General features: G+C 61.7%; 20 protein-coding genes and 2 pseudogenes. 10 read left to right on the forward strand and 12 right to left on the reverse strand.

Going from position 1 to position 20,863, the window contains the following annotated elements; translation table 11 throughout:
- Positions 1–31: 31 nt before the first annotated feature.
- From RHOSA_RS23575 to RHOSA_RS24905, 3 genes are all read right to left on the reverse strand, one after another.
- Positions 32–805, reverse strand: a complete 774-nt coding sequence (locus RHOSA_RS23575; RefSeq protein WP_051432326.1) for an ImuA family protein — start codon at positions 803–805, stop codon at positions 32–34.
- 365 nt (positions 806–1,170) lie between these two features.
- Complete coding sequence (locus RHOSA_RS23585) at positions 1,171–2,517, reverse strand: type II toxin-antitoxin system HipA family toxin (RefSeq protein ID WP_051432327.1); 1,347 nt, start codon at positions 2,515–2,517, stop codon at positions 1,171–1,173.
- Positions 2,514–2,777 carry a helix-turn-helix transcriptional regulator gene (locus tag RHOSA_RS24905; RefSeq protein WP_200371952.1) on the reverse strand — a complete coding sequence of 88 codons (264 nt, stop codon included), beginning with the start codon at positions 2,775–2,777 and terminating at the stop codon, positions 2,514–2,516. Before RHOSA_RS24905 ends, RHOSA_RS23585 begins: the two co-directional genes overlap by 4 nt.
- Before the next feature lie 268 nt (positions 2,778–3,045).
- Between RHOSA_RS24905 and RHOSA_RS0118460 the strand changes: the two genes are divergently transcribed.
- Complete coding sequence (locus RHOSA_RS0118460) at positions 3,046–3,285, forward strand: hypothetical protein (RefSeq protein ID WP_027289833.1); 240 nt, start codon at positions 3,046–3,048, stop codon at positions 3,283–3,285.
- Here RHOSA_RS0118460 and RHOSA_RS0118465 read toward each other — a convergent pair whose 3' ends face one another.
- From RHOSA_RS0118465 to RHOSA_RS23600, 5 genes and pseudogenes are all read right to left on the reverse strand, one after another.
- On the reverse strand, positions 3,286–4,485 hold the full coding sequence (locus RHOSA_RS0118465; RefSeq protein WP_037256638.1) for an RNA-guided endonuclease InsQ/TnpB family protein: 1,200 nt from the start codon (positions 4,483–4,485) through the stop codon (positions 3,286–3,288).
- Positions 4,486–4,517: 32 nt separating this feature from the next.
- Positions 4,518–5,075 (reverse strand): MerR family DNA-binding transcriptional regulator, encoded by a 558-nt coding sequence (locus RHOSA_RS26010; RefSeq protein WP_081728837.1) that lies wholly within the window; start codon positions 5,073–5,075, stop codon positions 4,518–4,520.
- Entirely contained in the window at positions 4,963–5,298 is a 336-nt protein-coding gene (locus RHOSA_RS0118475; RefSeq protein ID WP_027289835.1) for a transposase, read from the reverse strand. The genes RHOSA_RS26010 and RHOSA_RS0118475 overlap by 113 nt, the downstream gene beginning before the upstream one ends.
- A 26-nt stretch (positions 5,299–5,324) precedes the next feature.
- A complete protein-coding gene (locus RHOSA_RS23595; protein WP_051432328.1) occupies positions 5,325–6,431 on the reverse strand; it encodes a nucleotidyltransferase family protein in 1,107 nt (368 codons plus the stop codon).
- Positions 6,432–6,664: 233 nt separating this feature from the next.
- A pseudogene (locus RHOSA_RS23600) lies at positions 6,665–7,079 on the reverse strand (helix-turn-helix domain-containing protein); the annotation flags it as partial.
- Positions 7,080–7,374: 295 nt separating this feature from the next.
- Between RHOSA_RS23600 and RHOSA_RS24915 the strand changes: the two are divergent.
- From RHOSA_RS24915 to RHOSA_RS0118500, 3 genes are all read left to right on the forward strand, one after another.
- Entirely contained in the window at positions 7,375–7,851 is a 477-nt protein-coding gene (locus RHOSA_RS24915; RefSeq protein WP_169816656.1) for a gamma-glutamylcyclotransferase, read from the forward strand.
- A 229-nt stretch (positions 7,852–8,080) separates the two neighbouring features.
- On the forward strand, positions 8,081–10,174 hold the full coding sequence (locus RHOSA_RS23610; protein ID WP_051432331.1) for an ATP-dependent helicase: 2,094 nt from the start codon (positions 8,081–8,083) through the stop codon (positions 10,172–10,174).
- A gap of 384 nt (positions 10,175–10,558) precedes the next feature.
- Positions 10,559–11,077 carry a hypothetical protein gene (locus RHOSA_RS0118500; RefSeq protein WP_156092824.1) on the forward strand — a complete coding sequence of 173 codons (519 nt, stop codon included), beginning with the start codon at positions 10,559–10,561 and terminating at the stop codon, positions 11,075–11,077.
- A gap of 70 nt (positions 11,078–11,147) precedes the next feature.
- On the opposite strand, the gene RHOSA_RS0118505 is transcribed toward RHOSA_RS0118500, so the two are convergent.
- Together RHOSA_RS0118505 and RHOSA_RS0118515 are read right to left on the reverse strand one after the other, a co-directional pair.
- Complete coding sequence (locus tag RHOSA_RS0118505; RefSeq protein ID WP_027289837.1) at positions 11,148–11,759, reverse strand: hypothetical protein; 612 nt, start codon at positions 11,757–11,759, stop codon at positions 11,148–11,150.
- A gap of 323 nt (positions 11,760–12,082) precedes the next feature.
- Positions 12,083–12,289: pseudogene (locus RHOSA_RS0118515) on the reverse strand (transposase); the annotation flags it as partial.
- A 526-nt stretch (positions 12,290–12,815) separates the two neighbouring features.
- On the opposite strand from RHOSA_RS0118515, the gene RHOSA_RS0118525 reads away from it, so the two are divergent.
- Positions 12,816–13,634 (forward strand): hypothetical protein, encoded by an 819-nt coding sequence (locus RHOSA_RS0118525; protein WP_027289839.1) that lies wholly within the window; start codon positions 12,816–12,818, stop codon positions 13,632–13,634.
- Here the strand turns inward: RHOSA_RS0118525 and RHOSA_RS25300 are convergent.
- Both RHOSA_RS25300 and RHOSA_RS0118535 read right to left on the reverse strand, forming a co-directional pair.
- The gene (locus tag RHOSA_RS25300) at positions 13,631–13,789 is read right to left on the reverse strand and encodes a hypothetical protein (protein ID WP_156092826.1); all 159 of its coding nucleotides are present in this window, start codon (positions 13,787–13,789) and stop codon (positions 13,631–13,633) included. The two genes, RHOSA_RS0118525 and RHOSA_RS25300, sit on opposite strands and share 4 nt — an antisense overlap.
- Positions 13,786–14,922: an IS5 family transposase gene (locus tag RHOSA_RS0118535; RefSeq protein WP_027289840.1), complete on the reverse strand. Its 1,137-nt coding sequence runs from the start codon at positions 14,920–14,922 to the stop codon at positions 13,786–13,788. Before RHOSA_RS0118535 ends, RHOSA_RS25300 begins: the two co-directional genes overlap by 4 nt.
- Before the next feature lie 907 nt (positions 14,923–15,829).
- Here RHOSA_RS0118535 and RHOSA_RS0118540 point away from each other — a divergent pair.
- The 5 genes from RHOSA_RS0118540 (at position 15,830) to RHOSA_RS0118560 (ending at position 20,773) form a co-directional block, all read left to right on the forward strand.
- On the forward strand, positions 15,830–17,362 hold the full coding sequence (locus RHOSA_RS0118540) for a hypothetical protein (RefSeq protein WP_027289841.1): 1,533 nt from the start codon (positions 15,830–15,832) through the stop codon (positions 17,360–17,362).
- An 892-nt stretch (positions 17,363–18,254) separates the two neighbouring features.
- The gene (locus tag RHOSA_RS0118545) at positions 18,255–18,500 is read left to right on the forward strand and encodes a hypothetical protein (protein WP_027289842.1); all 246 of its coding nucleotides are present in this window, start codon (positions 18,255–18,257) and stop codon (positions 18,498–18,500) included.
- 276 nt (positions 18,501–18,776) lie between these two features.
- Positions 18,777–19,364, forward strand: a complete 588-nt coding sequence (locus RHOSA_RS0118550) for a recombinase family protein (protein WP_027289843.1) — start codon at positions 18,777–18,779, stop codon at positions 19,362–19,364.
- A gap of 12 nt (positions 19,365–19,376) precedes the next feature.
- On the forward strand, positions 19,377–19,967 hold the full coding sequence (locus tag RHOSA_RS0118555; RefSeq protein ID WP_027289844.1) for a hypothetical protein: 591 nt from the start codon (positions 19,377–19,379) through the stop codon (positions 19,965–19,967).
- Positions 19,968–19,993: 26 nt separating this feature from the next.
- Positions 19,994–20,773 carry a hypothetical protein gene (locus RHOSA_RS0118560; RefSeq protein ID WP_027289845.1) on the forward strand — a complete coding sequence of 260 codons (780 nt, stop codon included), beginning with the start codon at positions 19,994–19,996 and terminating at the stop codon, positions 20,771–20,773.
- Positions 20,774–20,863 lie beyond the last annotated feature (90 nt).

Genomic DNA, 20,863 nt, shown 5'->3' on the forward strand with positions numbered 1-20,863 from the left:
GCCATGGCGCTCGTCGACAAGGGCATGCGGTCTAACCGACGTCCTGGAATCGCTCGTCCGATCCGTCCAACGCCGCCGCTCCGTCGTAAAGCGGGGTAACCAAAGCGAAATCAGCCGTCGCATCGTTCCACTCCACGAGAAAGTCGGCGGGACGCCCGCCGCGGCAACGCCGCAGTTCGACCCGCCAGCGCGGATGGCCCGGCGTTTCCGGTGGCGTGCCCCCCGAACCCGGCATGGCGCCGATGTGCCAGCGCGTGGTCGCCGCCGAGGGCTCAACCCGGCCGGACTGCGCGCGGTCCCGCCGCAGCAGGAGCAGCCCGGTGGTCCGGCCAGTTTCGGCAGCGAGATGTAGACGGCGGCTGGCGGTACGGTCGATCTGCCGGATCTCGCTCACCACGGCCGCCACGGCTGGCGAGCGCAGTGCCGTTTCCATGGCCCAGAGGGTGTCGCTGGCATGATGGGCCCGAGCCAACAGGAGACGTGCGGGATCCACGCCGAACGCCGGCAGCCCCGGCGGATGAAGGTCTGGCTGGCTGGCGATCCAGAGAGCCGGCCGTGCGTCCTGAGCTAACACCCGACCCAGCAATACCAGCATGAATCCGGTGGCCGGGCCGTCGTCCCAGGAGAGACGTACCGGTGCGATTTCGTGCACGGCCGCCCGGGCCAGGCCACCGCCAGGCAGCGCGTCGTCCAGAACGGGGGCGCCGAGCGGGGTTGCCGACATCTCAACGCCGCCTCGCTCGAGCGCGCGGATACGCTGGCGCAGCGCAGCCAGGTCGGTTTCAGAGGTCGAATCAGGCGGCATCGTCGATTCCCACTGCCACAAACGTTCTCTTTATGTTCTGACCTCCGGGCCGAGAGAGTCAACGACGCAAGAGCAGCGTGCGCATGATATTTCGGTGTCGAAAGCCCGGTAGGCATCGACGATCGCGTCCATGATCCGGTCCCGAGCCGCCGACCGCAGCGTCCAGAAGATGGCGTTCAGGATGCGGTGATCGTCGATCCGTGGTGCGCCACGTGTGGATCGGTGCGGGGTCACGGCGCCGATCGGCCGGACAAGGACCTGCATAAGAACAATAGCTATCAACTGACCCCTGTGCCGATATGCAAAATCGGCAAATACAGCGGGTACCTCATTTTGTATGCTGACCCGCTTTGTATGCTGACCCGCTATGACATACGCCACCCTGGCGGCGTAGCGACCGGTGCATCGGTATCTGCGGGGACGCTCCAACCGAACGCATCGTTCAGGTTTCGAATACCGGCTCCGACGAGATTACGGATCCTGCGACCCCTGTGTTCCAAATTCTCTTCTTCGAGTAAGGTGTCCAATTCGGGTAGGACGCCCTCAACCAACGGCTTTATCGTACGATTCAAAACACGCTTTTGAGCGCCGTTGGTTCGGATACCGCTCTCATTAAGAAACGCGCCCCATTCATTGCCACCGATCTCATCATAGTCCTGCTTTCCGCCAATGGAGAGCGCGAACGATTTTGATGTGTCAGGGTAAACGCCGGTGCTGACGATGTCGTAGAAAGGTGCCAAGTGCGGGCGCCGGCCCTGGTAGAGCAAGGCGAAGTTCTTCGCATGTGCGTCGAAGTTAGCGATGAGGTAGTTGAAGACCGTGATCGAGATCATGGCCTGACGTGCTTCGATGGGGCTCACAGTCTCGCCAAGCAGGTCGAAAATACCATCGAGAGTCGCGCGACGGTCACCATGGCCGTGTTCTTCGTACTTCAGGGTTCCTGGCAACCCGAGCGCTTGACAGGTGTCCTCCTGGTGGCGTCGATGTATATATCCATTTGAATCCCGGTAGCGATCAAAACGCTCGACCAGGAGATAAGGAACGTCGTCTGCGTAACCGATCGTGGCGTGGGCCGCGTCCAATCCAAGACGCCGCGCCAGTTTCAGACAAATGTATTCGTTCTCGACCAGTGCGTGGTAATCGGGGTCACCAACCTTGAGTACGTGCGTTGTCGGCGCGCCGACCCCCTCGGCAGTCTCGTAAAGACGTCCGTCTTCCCCAACCGTGACCGCCAATTTGCCTTGGACGCCGGCCAACGAAATGCGTCGGTTCCGCCGGGGCGGTTTACCTTCATGCATCGCGCGCACCTCGGCAGCAAGCTCGTTTGCTTCGATCTCACGGTAGTCGTCCGGGATTATCCCCGGCTGTTTCCCCGGCGGATTGCCCTCGGGAACGATTGAGATAGCACCGGGGCATTCCTGACCAAGATGGCTCAAGAGGCCGGCGACGTTGTCGCGATCAAGGCCTTCCCTATCAGCAACCTGGTCGAGACGGCGCCCTTCCAGAAGCAGGTTCTGAAAGAAAGCCCGGCAAGCGAGATCCGTGTATTCGGATTGAGAAAGCGGCATTCTCAGAGAAAGCGGCAAAGCGTCTTCAAGCTCGCCATAGGCGCGCTCGTAGCTGAAATGTAGGGTGTAGTCCTCATACCCAACGAGCGTACCAACCGGCCGTTGAAACTGCTCAAGATAAACAGTCAGCCTGTATTCGCTCATCGCCGGTGGCCGTATAAATCGTATCCACAGACCTGCAAAACTGAAAGAACACGATCGATTTGCAAGGTAGGCTTGCCCTTTTCGAGTTCGATCAGAAAACGGCGTCCCACGTTAGCGAGGCCGGCGAATTCATCTTGCGTCATACCGAGTTCGCAACGACGCGCCCTGACGAGCTTTCCGATGTCTCCGGCTGTCTTCAGGTAAACTGGCGAAGCCGTTGGCATAGCAGGCATCCCGTGTTCCCGATCGGGAATATACATCACGGTTCCGGCTTAAACAAATCGAAATGTTCCCGACCGGGTACATTTCATGTCGACAACGCGCCCAAGGTCACCGCTGTTCCCGAGCGGGCACATCAACCGGACCAAGGAAGAGTGGCTCAGAGCCTTTCTGACTGACCTCGCAGCGCGGCTGGCGCAACCTTCCTCGCCGCCGTCCAGATCGCGGCCATCGTCAGCTACTGGTTATGAGTCCCGGCCCTAAATCGGTAAGGTACAGCCGATCCCGCACCGCACGAATGAAGGCGATATGTCCGAGACCGAGCAACCGCCAGCCATCACCCGCGAACTCTTGGAACAGGACGGCCTGCGCGCCTATTTCGCCCGACATCACCCAGACGTCGAGGTACTGGATGACGCCACCCTAAGGGCGTCACGAGACCGGATGCTGGCCGACGCCCCTGATGGTGTGAACCCGGATGGCGGCGTGTTTGTGTTCGCCTACGGCTCACTAATCTGGAACCGCTCCCCAGGACCTATGCAAACCTGATCATGCCGTTGCATGAGCCGGTTTGCCGCCTGGTTCCCGCTTCGTCGAGGCGAGGTTCACCGGGGCGCGTGCGCCCCGGCCATGGCTCTCCTCTCCACGGGCTGTCACGGCCGAGCTGGCCGCGATATGCTGCAAATTCGCCGCGGCGTTGGCATCCCGCTCGTGCGACGTGCCGCACGAGCAGCACGTCCATGCCCGGTCACCGAGCCGTAGCATCTCGTTCTTCGACCCACACGCCGAGCAGGTCTTGGACGAGGCGTAGAACCGGTCGGCCACGACGATCCGCGTGCCGTACAGCTCGGCCTTGTATTCCAACTGCCTCCGGAACTCGTGGAGTCCAACGTCCGCGATGTGACGTGCCAAACGTTTGTTCTGGCTCATGCCCGACACGTTCAGATCCTCGATCCCGATCACGTCGTAGCGCCCGACAAGCTCAGATGTGAGCTTATGCAACGCATCGGCCCGGATGTTGGCGATGCGCCGGTGCAGCCGGGCCAGCTTCGCCGCGGATTTACGCTTGTTCTTCGACCCATTCTTCTTCCGGCTGTGGGCTTTGCTCAAGCGTCGGAGCTTCTTCAGATTCCGCTCCAGCGCCTTCGGGCTCTCGAACGTCGTCCCGTCCGGCAGGGTGGCCAGCGCCTTGACGCCCAGATCGACACCGCCGATCGCTTGGTTCTCACGATCGGGCGTTTCGGTGTCCATCTCGACGAGCACGCTGGCGTACCACCGGTCGGCGGTTCGAGAGACGACGACCCGCTTCAGCCTGCCGCTGAATCGCAAGGGTTCACGGGTTTTGATCCACCCGATCCTGGGCAGGCGGATCCGCTTGCCCTGAACGTCGAACGTGCCAGGGCCGTTGTCAGCCCGAAAGCTGTCGTCGACGAACTTCTTCTTGAACCGTGGATAGGCGTTCTTCCCCTGGAAGAAACGCTTGAACGCCTCCCCGAGGTCCTTTACCGCCTGTTGTGGAACAGACTTCGAGACCTCGAACATCCACGGATAATCCGTGCCTTTGACCGCGTTCAGCTGGCGGCGGAGCGCAGCTTCGGTCGGCTTTTCGCCGTTCCGATACTGCCTTTTCCATTCATCCAGCACCCAGTTGTAGGCGAACCGCGCCGTCCCGGCCGACCTGGCCAGCAACGTGTGCTGCTTGTTGGTCGGATCCAGCGCGATTTTATGGGTCAACTGGAAGGTTGGCATGTCTACATTTTATCATGCCAATTGACTCTTCCTCAACATCTTGCCGCGTTTCGGTTCTGGTGAGACCGGCGTCCGTAAAGCCGGGCAGAGAATACCGTGCCAGGATAAGCGTGCCTTTTGCCGTAACTTTCCAGTCGCTCGGCCTGTCGCTGCAGATCATCTTTCTGGTCATGGGACGAAACACGCGCATAGCCAACTGTTCTGCGTTCTGTCGCTGCGCGGCCCGTAAAGTTGCTCAGATCATCGATGGTGTAGCGCCGGTGACCACCCGGTGTTCGCCAGGCCGGCACAAGCCGGCCGGCTCTCTCCCACCGGCGTAGTATCACAACAGCCACACCCAGAAAAGCGGCGCTCTGACGCTTCAAATGGATTTCGAGATATCGCCGATCGGGGCTGCGAGCAGGTAGATCATGGCGATGAAGGTGGCCGGGCTGCTGTAGCCGCGGGCCCGGTGTCGGGCGGCCTGGAAGATCGAGTTCAGGCCTCCAGGCGGGCGTTTGAGTGGGTCGAGTACCAGCGCTGGATGATCCGGTCGATCTGCTGCCGAACGGGCTCCAGCGCGTCGTCGCTGGCGGCCATCTCGTCGGCATGGTTTAGGAAGCGCGTTAGGCGCCAGCGGGCGGCCTGTGGGGTCGCGGCCTTGCGCACCCAACGCAGCTTCTCCTTGATCTTGTACGCCGCCCCGGTGGCCATGCCGAGGCGCTCAAGTTCGTCCAGCGCATCGCGATCACGATCCTTCAGCGGGCCGTCGCCGCCGTGGGCATGCAGGAAGCGCCGGAACTGGCGAATGCAATCCTTGCCCTTGCCGACCATGGTGCGCAGCCCGGTTCTGCTTGTGTCTAGGGCGTCGGCGCGCCTTCGGTTCCGGGAAACTCGTCAAGAGCCTCCCCGATGGACTCCAATCCCTCTCGGAGCGTCTCGACGCTCGCCTCCCGTGCCTTTTCCGGCATCAGGTCGAGGCCCTTCCTGATCGCGCTCCTCCAGGACAGGCCTCTGTTCCACGCCTCGGTCAGGACTTCGGCGAGCTCGTCCTGACAACGAGTGGTCGCCAGCGCCTCAATCAGCAGGCTGGCCTGGAGGAGGTCCTTTTCACGTTTCGCCTGGCCATCCGAATTGGATTGCCGTTGCGAGGCCACGATCAGTTTGTGAACGGCATATCGCTCCGGCGCGGGGACCGTGACCGGAACGCCCGCCCGATGCAGCATGACTGTCCGAATGGGTTCGTGGATCAGGAAGTCCAGGTAACGCAAGGGTTGCGCGGAGGCCCCGCCCAGCGCCGGCATTTGGCTGGCCCGATCGCTGTATTCGTCAGATCCCCGGTTCGGCGTCAGGAACTCGACCTTGTAACGGGAGGCGTTCTGAAACTGCGTCACGCGCATCGGATCCGATTTATGCGGGATAGCCCGGAAAGTCGGATCAACGTCGTGCAGGACGTCGACGACGTTTGGAATGCTGTCCTCAACGGCGGAGGAGATCGAATAATGTTGCGCGAAATCCGTGTCGCCCGTCTGTAGTGACGACCCCGGCAATTTGACGCCAAGGTGCCCCGAGTATGTCTGGAACGCCACCGTGCCGATCAGGATACCGCGAAGACGAAAGATGCCGGCTTTCCCCATGGCATCCACGACGTCGCCCGTGAAGCGGTCCGGCGCAGTCAATCTGCCTTCGCGGGTGAGCGTCGACACGAGCTTGCGCCGGCTCCGGATATCGTCCTTGATTTCCCTGAATTTTTCGACCCGCTCGGCGATATCGGGGTCGTCGGCGGGGCCGACGTATTTGCGCGTCTTCTCAGGCATGGTCCTTTCGAAGTACCAGTAGTCTCTTCCCTTTACGGGAACCCGGACAAAGTTCCCTTCTGGCGTGAATTCGCTTTCGAATGATGCGTCCAGGCATCGTTGCGCCAATTCGGCGAACATCGTTCGGTATGCGAGGTCGATGGTCTTCATGTGAGGCACTCCGTTATAAGCGTTTCTCAACGTTCTTATAACGGCTCCGCGGGCATACGGCAAGTCGAAGTTATAAGCAAAATGCGAGAGTCATATAACTGCGCTGATGGTCCGGGGTTGGCCGCGAGGCCATAGCGCCTGATACACGGCAGGTTCTGCGTAATGCCGCAATTTCTCAACGAGCTCTGAAGCGGGGTGACCCCGACACCTGTCCATGCGCGCGACCGCCCGGTGGACGTAGAACAGCACCACCCGCCAAAGACGCTTGTCGGTGACGGTCATCTGCCGCGCGGCCGCTGCGACCGGCATCTCGCGCACGATCGCAAGGGCGGCTTGCTCGAACAGCAGCGTGAAGCTGCTGCCCTCCCGCGCCCAGGGGACCTGGATCCGTTTGACGCCGTGCTCGGGGCAATCCACCCGCGGCACCGGGGCGGTGAGATAGCAGTGATGCTGGAAAAAGTTCAGATGCCGCCAGGTCATCTCCTTGAAGTCGTGCGCCTTGCACGACCGCCCGCAGGTCGGACACGGGAGCTGCGCCCCGCGGCGCGTGCCCACGCGCAGGTGCAGCTCGTGCGGCTGCTTGCTGGTGTCGAGGTGCTGATCGAGGAGCGTCCAGGGCTCATCCAGACCAAGACCGAGCGCGAAGATGTCCTGACTGCTGCTCACTGGAACCCCCAGACCGCTGCCGCCGTTGGCCGCCGCGGCTGGCGGGCTCCGCCTTATGGAGGGGCTCCGCCCGCCAGCCGCGGCTCCACCCGTTCAACTCGGAAACCAACCTGCCGTGCAGCCGGGGCGAAGCGCCACCCGAAATCCATTCGCAGCGTCGGGGAGCCAGAAAAGCCGCAGCTTGACCGATACGCATTCCCATCCCGACCATCCTCCATCACCGGATGATCAGGTTTTATCATCTATCTCGCCTGCTGCTGCGTGCCCATGCGTGCCCGTGGCCGAGCACCGACCGGCCCGGCTACACGGCTATCACCGCGACTTCCGCCTGCGCATGACCCACGGCCGCGGCTCGCCCGAGGCGCCCGGGCTGATGCTCGCTCTCACGGGTGGTGGGAGTTGCCGGGGTGTGGCGCTGCGTTTGCCGCCCCAGAACTTGCGCGCGGAACTCCTACTGATTTGGCGGCGCGAGATGCTCACGGGCGTGTACGTCCCGCGTTGGGTCGCCCTCGCCACGCCCGGCGAGCGCGTGTGGGCGCTCGCGTTCGTCGCCAACAAGCGCAGCGAGCGCTACATTCCGCGCCCAGACGAGGCGACCGCGGCCGAGTACCTGCGTACAGGCCGGGGCGCGCTGGGTACCTGCGCGGTCTATCTGGACAAAACGGTTCAGGACCTGCGCGCCTGGGGCCTGCATGACCGTCGGCTCGAACGCCTCCACCGACGTGTTTTCGCGCAAGCTGAACCGGGCGAATGACCGTCCAGCTGTCGATCGGCAGCAAGATAGACGATGGCCGATGTCACAGGCTCTTGGATACGAAAGATTTTGAGGGGGCAGGTGCTGACGCCCAGCGGCCACCTTCGACGGTAGACGAGCGAAGCCCTGCGTAACCGGGACCCAACGACGTAATCGTCGGTATCAGCCTCTGGCCCAAACCAGAACATTATGCGAACCTGCGCTCGGTCTCCAGGGGAAGCAGCAGGTCATGTCCAAGCCGGCCGAACGCGATCAAGAGCTCTTCACCGACCTCAACGATCAGCAGCGCGCGGCGGTCTTTCACGGCCTCGATGCCGTCGCTGTCGGAGAGGTCCCCTCCCCGCTCCTGATCGTCGCCGGTGCTGGAACCGGCAAGACGAAGACGCTGACCGCCCGGGTGGCCAACCTGATCCTCAACGGCGCCGATCCGGGACGGATCCTGTTGTGCACCTTCACGCGCCGGGCCGCCGCCGACATGACCCGTCGGGCCCAGGCGATTTGTGCGGAGGCGCTCGGCCCGCGTGCCGTGCTGGCCGACGGGCTGGACTGGGCCGGCACCTTCCATGCCACGGCCAACCGCTTGCTGCGGGCCTACGCCCACGTCATCGGGCTGGCGCCGAATTTCACGGTCCTCGACCGGGGCGACGCCGAGGATCTGATGAACCTCGTGCGGGAGGACCTGGGTTTCTCCGGTCAGCACAAGCGCTTCCCCAAAAAGGGTGCCTGCCTCGCCATCTATTCCAGAACCGTCAACAAAGACGAAGACCTGGAGACGGTCCTGCACCACGCCTTCCCGCAGTATGCGGATTGGGTGGACGAGCTCCGCGGCCTATTCCGGGCCTACGCGGACACGAAGGAACGCCGCGATCTGCTCGACTATGACGACCTCCTTCAGCTGTGGGCGGCGATGATGGCCGAGCCCGACATCGCCGAGGAGCTTCGGGGCGCCTTCGATCACGTCCTTGTTGACGAGTATCAGGACACCAACCCGCTTCAAGCGCGGATCCTCCAGGGCCTTTGCCCGAATGGTCGCGGTCTTACCGTGGTGGGCGACGACGCACAAAGCATCTTCGCCTTTCGCGGCGCCGAGGTTCGCAACATCCTGGACTTCGCCCATCAGTTCGATCCGCCGGCACAGGTCGTGACGCTTGAGGAGAACTACCGCTCAAGCCAGCCGATCCTGACGGCCACCAACGCGATCATCGCTCAGGCCGCCGAGGGACATCGCAAGGAGCTACGGTCCACGAAGTGCGGCGGCGACCGACCCAAGCTGGTCACCGCTCGGGACGAGCGGGCGCAAGTGGACTACGTCTGCGGCCAGATCCTGGCCGCCTTCGAAGCCGGCACGCGGCTGCAGGACCAAGCCGTCCTGGTTCGCACCGGCTGGCATAGCGGCCCCCTCGAGATCGAGCTCGCCCGGCGCAACATCCCATTCGTGAAGTATGGCGGTCTCAAGTTCCTGGAAGCGGCGCACGTGAAGGACCTCGTCGCCCTGCTTCGGTGGGCTGAGAACCCGCGGGACGAAGTCGCGGGTTTCCGGACGCTCCAGCTGCTGCCAGGGATCGGTCCGACAACCGCCCGCAAGGCGCTTGCCGGCATCCAGCAACACGCGACGGCACCGATCGCAGACACGCTCGATGCCTTCACGCCCCCGCCCGCGGCCCGCGATGCCTGGCCGGATCTTCTGGCGACCATCCACACTCTCGAGAGCGGCGCCACGCCGTGGCCGTCGCAACCCGGGATCGCCCGCGACTGGTACGCCACGCATCTGGAGCGCCTTCACGAGAATCCCGCCGCCCGCATGCGGGACCTCGAACAGCTCGAACAGATTGCCGCCGGCTACCCGTCACGCGGTCAGTTCCTGAGCGAGGTCGCGCTCGACCCGCCGGAGGCGACCGGTGACGACGCGGGCGCGCCCAACATCGACGACGACTACCTGATCCTCTCCACGATCCACTCGGCGAAGGGCCAGGAATGGTCGTGCGTTTATGTCCTCAACTGCACGGACGGCTGTATCCCCTCGGACATGAGCACGGGCACCGTCGCGGACATCGAGGAAGAACGCCGGCTCCTCTACGTCGCGGCGACGCGGGCGAAGAACGATCTCCACCTGATTCACCCGCAGCGCTTTTACCGCACGCAGCAGGCCAAGCATGGTGACGGCTACGTCACCGCGCCCGTGAGCCGCTTTTTGCCGGCCAGCGTTCAGGACCATTTCAGCCGGAAGGCCGTCGGCACGCCATCGGCCACAGCAAAGGCGTCGGAAGTAAGTTCGGCCCGATCCCGTAACCTGCGTGCCGTCGTGAAGAGCCGGTGGTCGTGAACCTTTTCTCGGCGGGTTCAGACGTAAACCAGTCTTTCAATACGGGACCTTTCCAACGTTGCAGGGCGGGTGTGAAATTGCGCAGGATCATGGTGTCGATCAGCCGGGGAAAACGATGGTACGTCTTGAACGCGCTGGCGTCGCCACGGCTGCATAGCAGCCACCGCAGTTCGCGCTCCTGGCGTAGCTGGCTGAGTTTGCTACAAAGCTTTAGGCGATCGCCTAAGGGGATGAAGAACGGAGGCGACGATCGACGAGGTTCTTCCGAACGCAAGATTCGTGGAGCTTCTGGGGCGACGCATCGAGTCCAAGTACCGCAAACGCGGCGACGCGCGGAAATGGGCGTTGCTGTATAGCCCGGCGTACACTCTCGATGGATCCCCCGTGGCCTTCATCAGCCTCAATCCGGGCGGTGACAAGGCGCCGGAGGGCCCGTCCGACGTGGCGCGCGAAAAGGGCAGCGCCTACTGCGATACGAACTGGCGCGAGGACGGAAAGCTAGCCCCGCTTCAAATACAGGTGTGTCTACTCTTCGAGCAGCTGGGCATCAAACCGGAGAATGTGCTGGCCGGTAATCTCGTGCCCTTCCGATCCGCGAACTGGAAAACACTCCAGAAACGGCGAGATGCTCTGGAGTTTGGCAAGGCCTTATGGCTAGAGCTCCTAGATCGCGCAGAGCCTAGGCACGTCATCGTCAACGGCGTCATCGAACCGGCATCCACCCTCGCCCGTGCCCTCGAGGTTAAGGAGCGGGTCGATGTGCCGATCAACTGGGGTCGCGTCCATGGCTGGCGGGGCCGTTGCCGCTACGGAACTTTCACCGCTCTTCCGCACCTATCCCACTACAAGATCATGGCGCGCCCGAAAAGCAGGGACGCTCTTAATCAGCTCCTCGTGCCCTGAAAGCGGCCCTTCCAAGGCTAACGGGAATCACGCCCCTCCTGCCCCTGCGCTGGTCCCAGCGAGGACCGTATCAACGCATCCCGAGCGCGTTGGAAAGTCGTTGGAAATCTTGGTCCCGTTGTCCCTGGTTCTGGTAGCCGATCGTCTTCACCGGGGTGGTGCCGGACGTCAGGGAGACACGGATTTTTGCTAAGTTTCGCGCGTTCTCGGTGTGCATCGACGATACCTCGTCGAAGCCACAGATGGTGCCGCTGACAAAGAGCATGCGGCGATCCGCGTCGACTATGCCGATGCCGTTGCCGGTGAAATCGCCCAACACGAGCGACGGCGTGAAACCCTTCTCCACAGTCTCGACGGCGGGACGGTACTGGGAGCGCGCGTTCACCATGGAGGCGATCAGCAGGCCGCCGTAAAAGGCAGCCAGGAAGAAGCCGATCAGAGTTGCGATCATGAAAGCGATCATGAGCACCATCCACTGGGTCGCCACCGCTGCGGCGCCCAGCGCGACGTAGATCACCAACAGGACCATCCCGGAACCGAAGACCACCAGAACCGGGTGTCCGCCGATCCCGGCTGACTTGCCACGCGCATGCAGGCGCGTCGACCGGCTGGCGAAGCGAACCGCGATGGCGATGGCGGTAAGGGTAATCGCGGTCGCGAGTTGAGAGGGCCAACCGGCCATGAAGATGTTGCCATTTAGAAGCGCATACGGAATGTAGATCGGATTCTAACCCGCGATCGCGAAATGCAGCCCCACGGCCGGGCCGACCAGCACGATGCTGGCGATCAGCAAGAAGGTCCCGAATGCGAGGCTGCGATTGGCGAGGGTCATGAAAACTCCGAGAAGCTTTGTGTTTCCATCAAAAGTGGTATCTTCTGCTTCGCCCGTAGCAGATCGGGCGTCAAGCGCGGAATCCTGAAACCGACTGTGCATCGGCGTGGGGTCTCGACGCCGATCGACGCGACAAATCATTGATTGAGAAATGGTTTGTTAGCATGACCCCGGCGCCGATCTACACGCTCCAGCTCTTTCAGCCGCCGCGCTTGGTCGACCTTGAGGCCGCCATACTCGTTGCGCCAACGGTAGTAGGTTTGCTCCGTGACGCCGATGGATCGGCAGACCTCGCCGACTTTCTTGCCCTGCGCCAGCAGCACCTCGGCCTCGCGCAGCTTGCCGATGATCTCCTCCCGGGAACGCTTCCGTCGTGCCATCTCCGATCTCCTCGAAAACCAGACGCCCTATGATAGCGCCTGGAGCGGTCTGAGGGGATCAGGCCACGGCTGGCAGAACGGCAATATGTTCACCTGGCCGACGATCTCATCCAGATCGCCCGAAAACGCCACCTCCATAAGCGCTTTGTCCGACATTCAGGCCCCCATGGTTCGGAGCCGAGATAGGGATATCGGATGACTTCAAAAGCACTGGCCGCCTTTCCCGCTTCTTGGGCTGCGGATCATGCACGGACGGGCCGGCGCCCCCTCCGCCCCGGCGATCCGCTCCGGGCGATCGCCGGGGCGGAGGATCGCGGCGACGTCATTCCGGTCGGGATCTGCCGGTGTCGGGTTTTCTTACAGATGATGGGGATCGCAGCGCGGAGATGTAAAAAACGGTGAAAACGCTGAACCACGCCTGAACGCCAAGATTGAGCTTCGCGCTTGGAATCAACCCACTACCAAGGTTGGCACATAACTTGCGCTTGGTGGTCACCTGCTTCATGGCTGCACAACGGAGACGTCGATGCACCGCACCTTTTCCGCTTTGGCGATGGCGACAGTGATGCTTGCGCCCTTCGGGGCGGCGCATGCCGCGGCAATCACCCTCTACGACCAGGACTTCGAGAACCCGGCGAGCTACAATAACGACGGCGGCGACGTAAACATCTTCGACACAGTCAACGACAACTACGGCAACCAGCCCGCCGGCTTTGCCTTCGCGCAGACCAACACGGTGGAGACCCTCAACGTCTCGGGGTCGCACAGGGGCGCCGGGTCGGCAGCGTTCGGGACCGGCTGGTCCGATCCCGCCGGTGTGGCCGGAGACTTCGCGATCGGCATGCTGTCGGATGCCGAGGACGACCGTCTCGGGCTGTCGTTCGATGTCGGCGCCTTTCCGTTCTTCAACGTCTTCATCGACATCTCGAGCATTGACCTCACGACCTTCGGCGGGCCGTTTGTCCCGAGCGGCGTGGAACCGATCTTCCGCTTCACCCTGTTCGACAACCCGACGGGGACCGTTGGCATCGGCGGCGGCATGATCCTCGACAGCTTCGATCTCGCCGGGACGCCGTCAGCCCCCGATACATTCGACTTCACGTCCGGCGCCTTCGGCTTGTCGACGACCGGCAACAGCAACGGCAACGTGACCCTGCAGATCGATCTGCTGCAGGGCGGTTATGCGGCGTTCGACAATCTCACGCTGCAGGCGTCCAGTGCGCCGCCGCCGCAGAACATTCCCCTGCCTCCCAGTCTCTTGCTGCTTCTCAGCGGCCTGGCCGCGGTCGGGATCGCCCGCGTGCGCACCCGCAGGCCCGATGCGCAACGGGTGAGCGCGCACTAGCAGGCTACTGAAGAAATCTCGCGTTGGGCGGTAAGGGTGGGCTCGTCGCCGTCGACGAAGTGGATTTCGATCTCCAACGTGCCGTCGTCCGCGATCTCGGCGCTCCTGTCGCCGCGGCCGGCATCGTCGAGGGTCCAGTGCGCCGGATCGCTCATGCCGCGCCTCCGATCAGTTTGGGCAAGCGGATCAGGTTGTAGGTTGTCGCGGCGAGCGTGACCTGCGCTCCGACGCGGTTCAACCCGCGATGGTGAACCTGATGCAGACCGCCGGCGCTCTTGGCCCAGCCGAAGACCTCCTCGATGCGTTTGCGCACGCGCTGGCTGACCGTATAGCCGGGATGGCGGGTGGTTCGTCGATCGATCGCGGAGCGTCGTCGGGCCTTGTCGGTGACGTAGCTGTTCTGGGCGACGTGCGGGGTGATGCCCATCTCCCGCAGTTCCATGACGAAGTCGCCCGTGTCGAAGCCCTTGTCGGCGGCCAGCGTCTGGCCGGCGCGTGTCGGTAAGTCGGCGACCATCTCCAGGGCCGCCATCCGCTCGGCCGATCCGTGAGCCCGGGTCGTCCGCGTGCTGACGACCAGGCCATTGCAGTTCTCCATGAGCACGTGCCCCATGTAGGCGAGCCGCGCCTCCTTGCCCGGTCCCTTGCGGAACAACCGGGCGTCCGGGTCCGTGGTCGATGCGTGGGTCTGGTTGGACCGCCGTTCGCCCCGGAAGTTGCGCGACGGGTTCCGGCCCTGGTCCCGGTTGGAACCTCCAGAGCTTTGGTCGTCGTCATCGCCGCTGCCGCCACCCTGACCCTCGCGCGGGTGGAAGCTTTTCATTGAGGCCCAGGCGTCGATTAGGCTGCCGTCCACCGAGAAGTGCTCCCCGCTCAACAGCGGCTTGACCTTGGGATGGTCGAGCACGGCGTTAAGCAGGCGCTCGGCAACGTCACTCTCGAACAGGCGGTCCCGGTTCTTGGCGTAAACCGTCGAATGCCAGACCGGATCGTCGATCCCGAGCCCGACGAACCAGCGGAACAGCAGGTCAAACTCCAGCCGCTCCATCATCTGCCGCTCAGAGCGCAGACCGTGCAGGATCTGCAGCAGCAGCGCGCGCAAGAGCCGCTCCGGTGGAATGCTCGGGCGGCCGCGCTTGCTGTAGATCTCGGAAAAGGTCGGCGACAGCTCTTGGAGCGCGTCGTCGACGACCGTCCGGATCACCCGCAGCGGATGATCCGACGGGACGCGCTGCTCCAGGTCGACGTAGCTGAACAAGCTTCCGGAACGTCGGTCGTCCCCGCGCAACTCGGCACCTCCGTGATCGTGCTGAAAGCAGGGAATCACGGCCGGAGGGGCCGCGTCAGCCGGGATTTTTCGGCAGCCTGTTGAAACGAGGCTCACGAAATCCCCTTGGTGTGAACAGACCCAGTTCAGCGGCGCTGCCGACGACTCCCCCCGTTACTACGTGACTGTGGAATCGCCAACGACAGGTGCCGGAATCGGCAACGCGTGCCAGTTTTCATAATTCATATTCTTATAATGATAAGTTTTGGTTGGCGATTCCACACTTGTTCGTACTTGATTCCATGAACCGTGGTTGCCGATTCCACCGGTTCCGTCGGCGATTCCACGAGCACCCGTTCGCGATTCCAGCTTCCCAATTGTCCGGCCATTTCCGGAAGTTAAATTGTACGGTGCGGCGCCGTCATTCCGACCGCTTCTGACGGTCGGGCGACCGTTCAATCTTTAAGCTGGCAGCTGAGTGTAAACCTGGAGAGCTCCGTCACTCCAGCGCTCAAGAGCCCGGTCAGTTTCGCGAACCGGTGCCGAGCACGCTGCAGTCTGACAAGACCCCCGAATGTCCTGGAAATAACGGGTACCAAGACGACTACGACGACCCCGATGAACCGGACATCAACGGCCCGAAAATGTAAACAAAATATCAGACCCGACTTGCGCTTGTGCTCCGTTTCTTGAACCCAGCCAAGCTTTCGTTCACCATGGTTCAGACAACGAAAGAGCCCGCACCGCGCCAACGGTACGGGCTCTTCAAGTAAGTTAGACATAGCCGCCGGGCGGTTGGGGCCACCACGGCAGCGAATCGCAATATTTGCATGGCTACATTAGGAGTCTGCGGACTCTAGATCAAGGCCAAATCTCTAGATTCCTGCCGGTTCACTCATCCGCTCGGCTCTGAAGGAGGAGTCGAGTCATGGGTGCCGTAACAGAATATGAGATTAATTTGAAAATTCAGGCCGCGTGCTTTGAACACGAAGACGCGGTGGGTCCGTTACAAACTCCGATCAGTCTGTCGTGGCGTCACAAGAATGCATGGCCTGCGATCAGACAGGAGTGGGGTCTAAGCGAGACTGGTGCTGCGATCGCGATCTACTCACAGATTGCTTACCGACATGGTTTGTCGATTTCTTACAGTCGCCGGAAACAGCACTACGCGAACATTCCAGATCGCTATAAAAACCCATTGTATACCTACCGCAGCGTAACCCGCGCGGTTGATCACTTGGCCGAACTCGGCTTGATAATCCACGACAAACGTAATCCTGGCGACCTTGGTTGGCGCTCCGCGTTCCAGCCAACTCACGAGTTCGTTCAGCGAACTGAGGAGCTCTGCGCAGGTGAGAAGCCACATCCCGTAGCACCATCTGACCCCATCATTCTGCGCGACGGTGACGGCAACGCTGTCGACTACCGCGATAATCGCGACTTGGACCGCGCCCGCTCCCAGATCGATGGCCTGAATCAAGAGCTAAAGCGGCACGACGTCTGCGATGAAAACGGCAGCGTCGTGGCAGCGCCGATAGCCCGCATTTTCAACCAATCGTTTGCACGCGGCGGCCGTGCATACGCACTCGGGGCGAGCTGGCAATCGATGCCAGGCGAAGATCGGCGTGAGATGCGCATTGATGGCGAACCGGTAATCGAGGTCGATTACAAAGCTCTACATCCGACGCTTCTTTATGCGAAAGCCGGCCTCGAGCCGCCGGCGGATCCGTACGATATTCCCGGATGGACCGATGAAGATCGTGACTTGATCCCGCGAAGTTATCGCGGTCTGGTTAAGCTCGGTATGTTGATTGTGATCAACGCTAAGAACAAACAATCTGCACTCTCAGCGATCGCGAAAAACGAAGAAATGGCTTCATTGACCAGTCGGCAGCTCATGAAGAAGATCGGTGCTTTGATAGCGTCGTCTGGTGTGGACGCCGATACGTTGATAGCGAAAACAGCACACGAGCTTAACTGCCGCGAAGAACCGGTTTGGGCCGTATTGAATGGTGGCAACCACTGCCCACCGAACGAATTGCTGCACGAGATTGCGCGGCAACTCGGTGTCGCAGCAGCGGATCTAATCGAGTGCTCGAAGGCTGATGTTCGAGAAGCTTTCTCGATCGCGAACGAGCTCATTGAAGCGATCAAAAAGACTCACGACCGCATCCGCGGCTATTTTCACAGCGACGCCGGGTCGTGGTTGATGAATGTAGATTCCAGGATGGCCATGCACGTGATGCGCCGGTTCGCGAAATCGAATGACCTCGCGCTGCCCGTACACGATTCATTTATTGTCCGCGCGAGCAAGGTGGGTCAGCTCGAAGAGGCGATGTTCGAAGCCGCTCACAAAGCCGGCATCGAACGCGTCGGTTTAGAAGAGAAGCGCGGCCGCGCGGCGACGCGCGTCGACCCGGACACCCGGCCGCCACACTCATATAAATCCGCGATTAACTGATTGGTTTCTCAGGAAGTTAACCCGGTTCGCGACCCACATATGAGAGACATGGGTCTGGGGTGGGTTGGTTTCCCCGGTGCTTGGTGGATTGAATGGGTGTGTCGGGGGAGCATCCGGGGGTGCGGGGGCTTTGGCCCCCGCTTCGTTCCTCTTGATAAATAATCCTCTTGGATGTGTCGGGTGATTAAAGGGCGTGTTGGGCGTGATTGGTGCAACTGGGAGAGGGGGGTTATAAAGGGGGGAGAGGACCACTCAAAATCGGTCTATTGAGCTGTTTTTTTGGGTCACTGGCGACTGCTCCGGTTCTTTATCCGGCCCCCTCACGCACGTGCACGTGCGCGCGTACGAGAACCCTTAATCTGAACGTTTTACTGTGTCCGTCACAACGGGGCGATTTTAAGGGTTTTTTTGGTCTTTCCGTGGGGGCGGCCTTCTTCGTAGATTTTTTTTCGGCATATACGGCGACGCATTGGTGTCTCAGATCGATTGTTAATCTGTGGTCGCGTTGGTCGTGTTCCGCGAGCCGGAAAGCTGTCTCGACAGCTCGACGTCCGTTGAAAAAATCGGTATCAGAGTTATCGTTTGATAAACCTCCTACTGTGTGCTTCAGAATCGGCCGCTTTGAGCGTTTGGATCTTCAGATGATCCGCGGGACGTCAGGCCTTCGAAAACGCTACTGTGTAGATCTGCAGGAAGGTCTCAGACCGAACGACACATGAGATGCGGTGATTGAATTTTTTAACGGTCTCTACCCCGACGGGCCGGATGGCCTCGCCGGACCTTTCGGCGCCCCGCCGCCGACGACCAGCGAAATCTGAGCGGTCGAAATTCAGATTTACCCCATATCCGGCGTGAACCGTAACGAACCGATCGTGACGAACGGAGAACGCCGATGTGTAACACCCAGACATACTCGGACCCCCGCCCGCCTTTTCTCGACGTCGACGGCGCAACCGAAAAGCTCGGTGAACTCGGGTTGGCTATGTCACCACGCCAGGTGCGGAGATATTTCGACGAGCGCTCGATTCCGTGGTTCCGGGGACCTGACGGAAAACGCTACGTCGCCGCGAACACGCTGGAAGAATGGTTGGTCAATCGTCAGCGGGAAGCGATCCATGGGGGCCGGAAATACAAGTGAATGGCCCGGCTGGGTCTAACCACGGCGCGCACCTGCAGAGTATGCTCTAGCTCTCCAGGCTATTGAGACCCATCGAAGAGATTCCACGTAGTCGACTGTGAAGGCTCTAGTTTCGCAATTAATTTATGCCCTTCCAAAGCCCCGAAAGAATAACCATTTGGGTGTACCCTTTTGGGTGTTGCGAGGAGACGCATCACAAGGGTCCCAAAACGCTATTCTGGTGCACCTGCACCACCGGGTCATGACCCTGGCGAGGCAGTTACAAGGTTTGCGCGCATGAAAGTCGGCTATGCACGCACAAGCACAATCGACCAAAAAGGCTCGCTCGAGAGCCAGAAAGAGCGTCTGAAGAGCGAAGCTGGTTGCGAGAAGGTTTTCGCCGAGCAGATTTCCGGCGCGGCTGAAGACCGCCCCCAGCTGAACGCGGCTTTAGATTACATCCGTGACGGCGACGAACTCATCGTCACCAAGCTCGACCGCGCCGCCCGGTCGACCGGGCACCTCCACCGGATCATCGAGTACGTCCATCAGAAGGGCGCGACGTTGCGGGTCCTGGACATGGGTCTGGATACGTCGACGAGCCACGGCCGACTCGTTGTTGGGATCCTGGGCGAGATCGCACAGTTCGAACGCGACCTTCTTCGCGAACGTCAGCAGGAAGGCATTGAGCGCACGAAGCGCGAGGAGCCCCACAAGTACCCCGGCCGGAAGGCGACGGCGCGTCAGAAGGCGCCGGACGTGATCCGGCTCCACGAAGCGCGCTGGAAGAACACGGACATCGCCCGGCATCTGGGGATCTCGCGGAACTCCGTGCAGCGGATCCTGGTGGATTACCGGGTCGGTCGACAGCCACAAGACGTCTAGGAGGCCTCGACTATGGCAAACACCGAAGACCTCCCCGTGAAAGTCCCCGTCGACGCCGCATTCGAAGACGTTGTTCAGGCTTACGAACGGCTCTGGGCGATCGCGAACCCAGGGTCGACCGATAACGTGACCCTTGCCGTGGCAAATATGCGGCCCGACGTGGCGCTGCGCTTGATCGATCGGTTCGGCGACAACGGCTCGGACGTGCTTTTCACGTCCTCGCTCAGCGGCCGCCGTGTGAAGCAAGAGCCGCGTGACACCGCCGAGCGCCAGGCGCGGCATTTGGTCCAGATGCTCGAGTATATGGGTTGGCGTGAGCCCGGGTCGGTTCCAACGCCGCCGCTCGAACCCGGGCGTTTGGAAGCCGCCCGGCGCATCGCCGACACGGCGCGGCATACAGACCCAGCCGAGTGGCCGGGCTGGTCGACAAGCGAGCAAATTGTCGCCGCCCTGGCGGCTAACAGGTCGGACCGACTGCCGGCGTCCTATCAGGATGCCGGCGAGGCTTGGGCCCGGCTCGATAACAATCAACGCGCGGCCGTGCGCGAAGCCGATCCGTGGATGGCGCGCTTCTGCAAAGAAAAAGTGGATGAGGCGACCTGAAGCTCCGGGGATGGAGTCATCGACCGATGAGTGATGGCAACTTCGACGATGGTCCGGGTTCGATCGGGCTCGAAAATCTCTTCGACGACCCGGGAAACCCGGATTACGTGCTGCCGGGTTTGATGGCCGGAACGAACGGCCTCGTGACCGTCGACACCGAAGTTCACGGCCGTTGGTTCGGCGGACAAGCCGGGATCAGCCTTGCGATGGGCCACGATTACACCGGGATCCTAGGCAGCGATCCGGTGAAGCGGGGCTCAACACTCGTTGTAACCGCCAGCGACGACCTGACCACCTTCCTGGACTATGACGTCCTGTCCTCTCTGACCCTGGATTGGGACCACGACACCGAGAGCCGGGACCGCCTGGCGGCCGGATTCTTCGTCGTGCGTCTTCACGATCAGCTGTCTGTGCAGAACCGCCACGACGTCAGGTCCGTCGCCGCGTTCATTGCCGATGAGCTTCTGCCGGTCGTCCAGCGGCGCGGCGACCGTCTTGTCTGGTTCGAGGGTCTCGAGCGGATGATGCCCGATCTGAGCCAGCGGAATCACCTGCCCTGGTTCCTGGACGCCCTGGACAAGCTCGGCAGGGCAACCGGCGCCGCGACCATGTCGACGACGACCGATCCGCTTCTCATGGACGCCGGGCACTGGGCCTATCGGGCTCATATCCACGATCGGCCCGATCCCTCCGATGCCGAGAAGGTGGGCGTGATGGAAGGACCCGATAGTACCGTCACCGGTCCGGTGGCCCACGAACGCGTTCTGCATCGGACCGACCACGGGTCGCTGTATGTAACCGGGTAGGCAAGCCCCTACCATACAGCCCACATGAGCGCCGATATGCCGGTTATGGCAGTCCACACATTGCCCGGAAGCTGCTGATCTGGTGCCATT

The sequence above is a fragment of the Rhodovibrio salinarum DSM 9154 genome (genome assembly GCF_000515255.1).
Classification (GTDB): domain Bacteria; phylum Pseudomonadota; class Alphaproteobacteria; order Kiloniellales; family Rhodovibrionaceae; genus Rhodovibrio; species Rhodovibrio salinarum.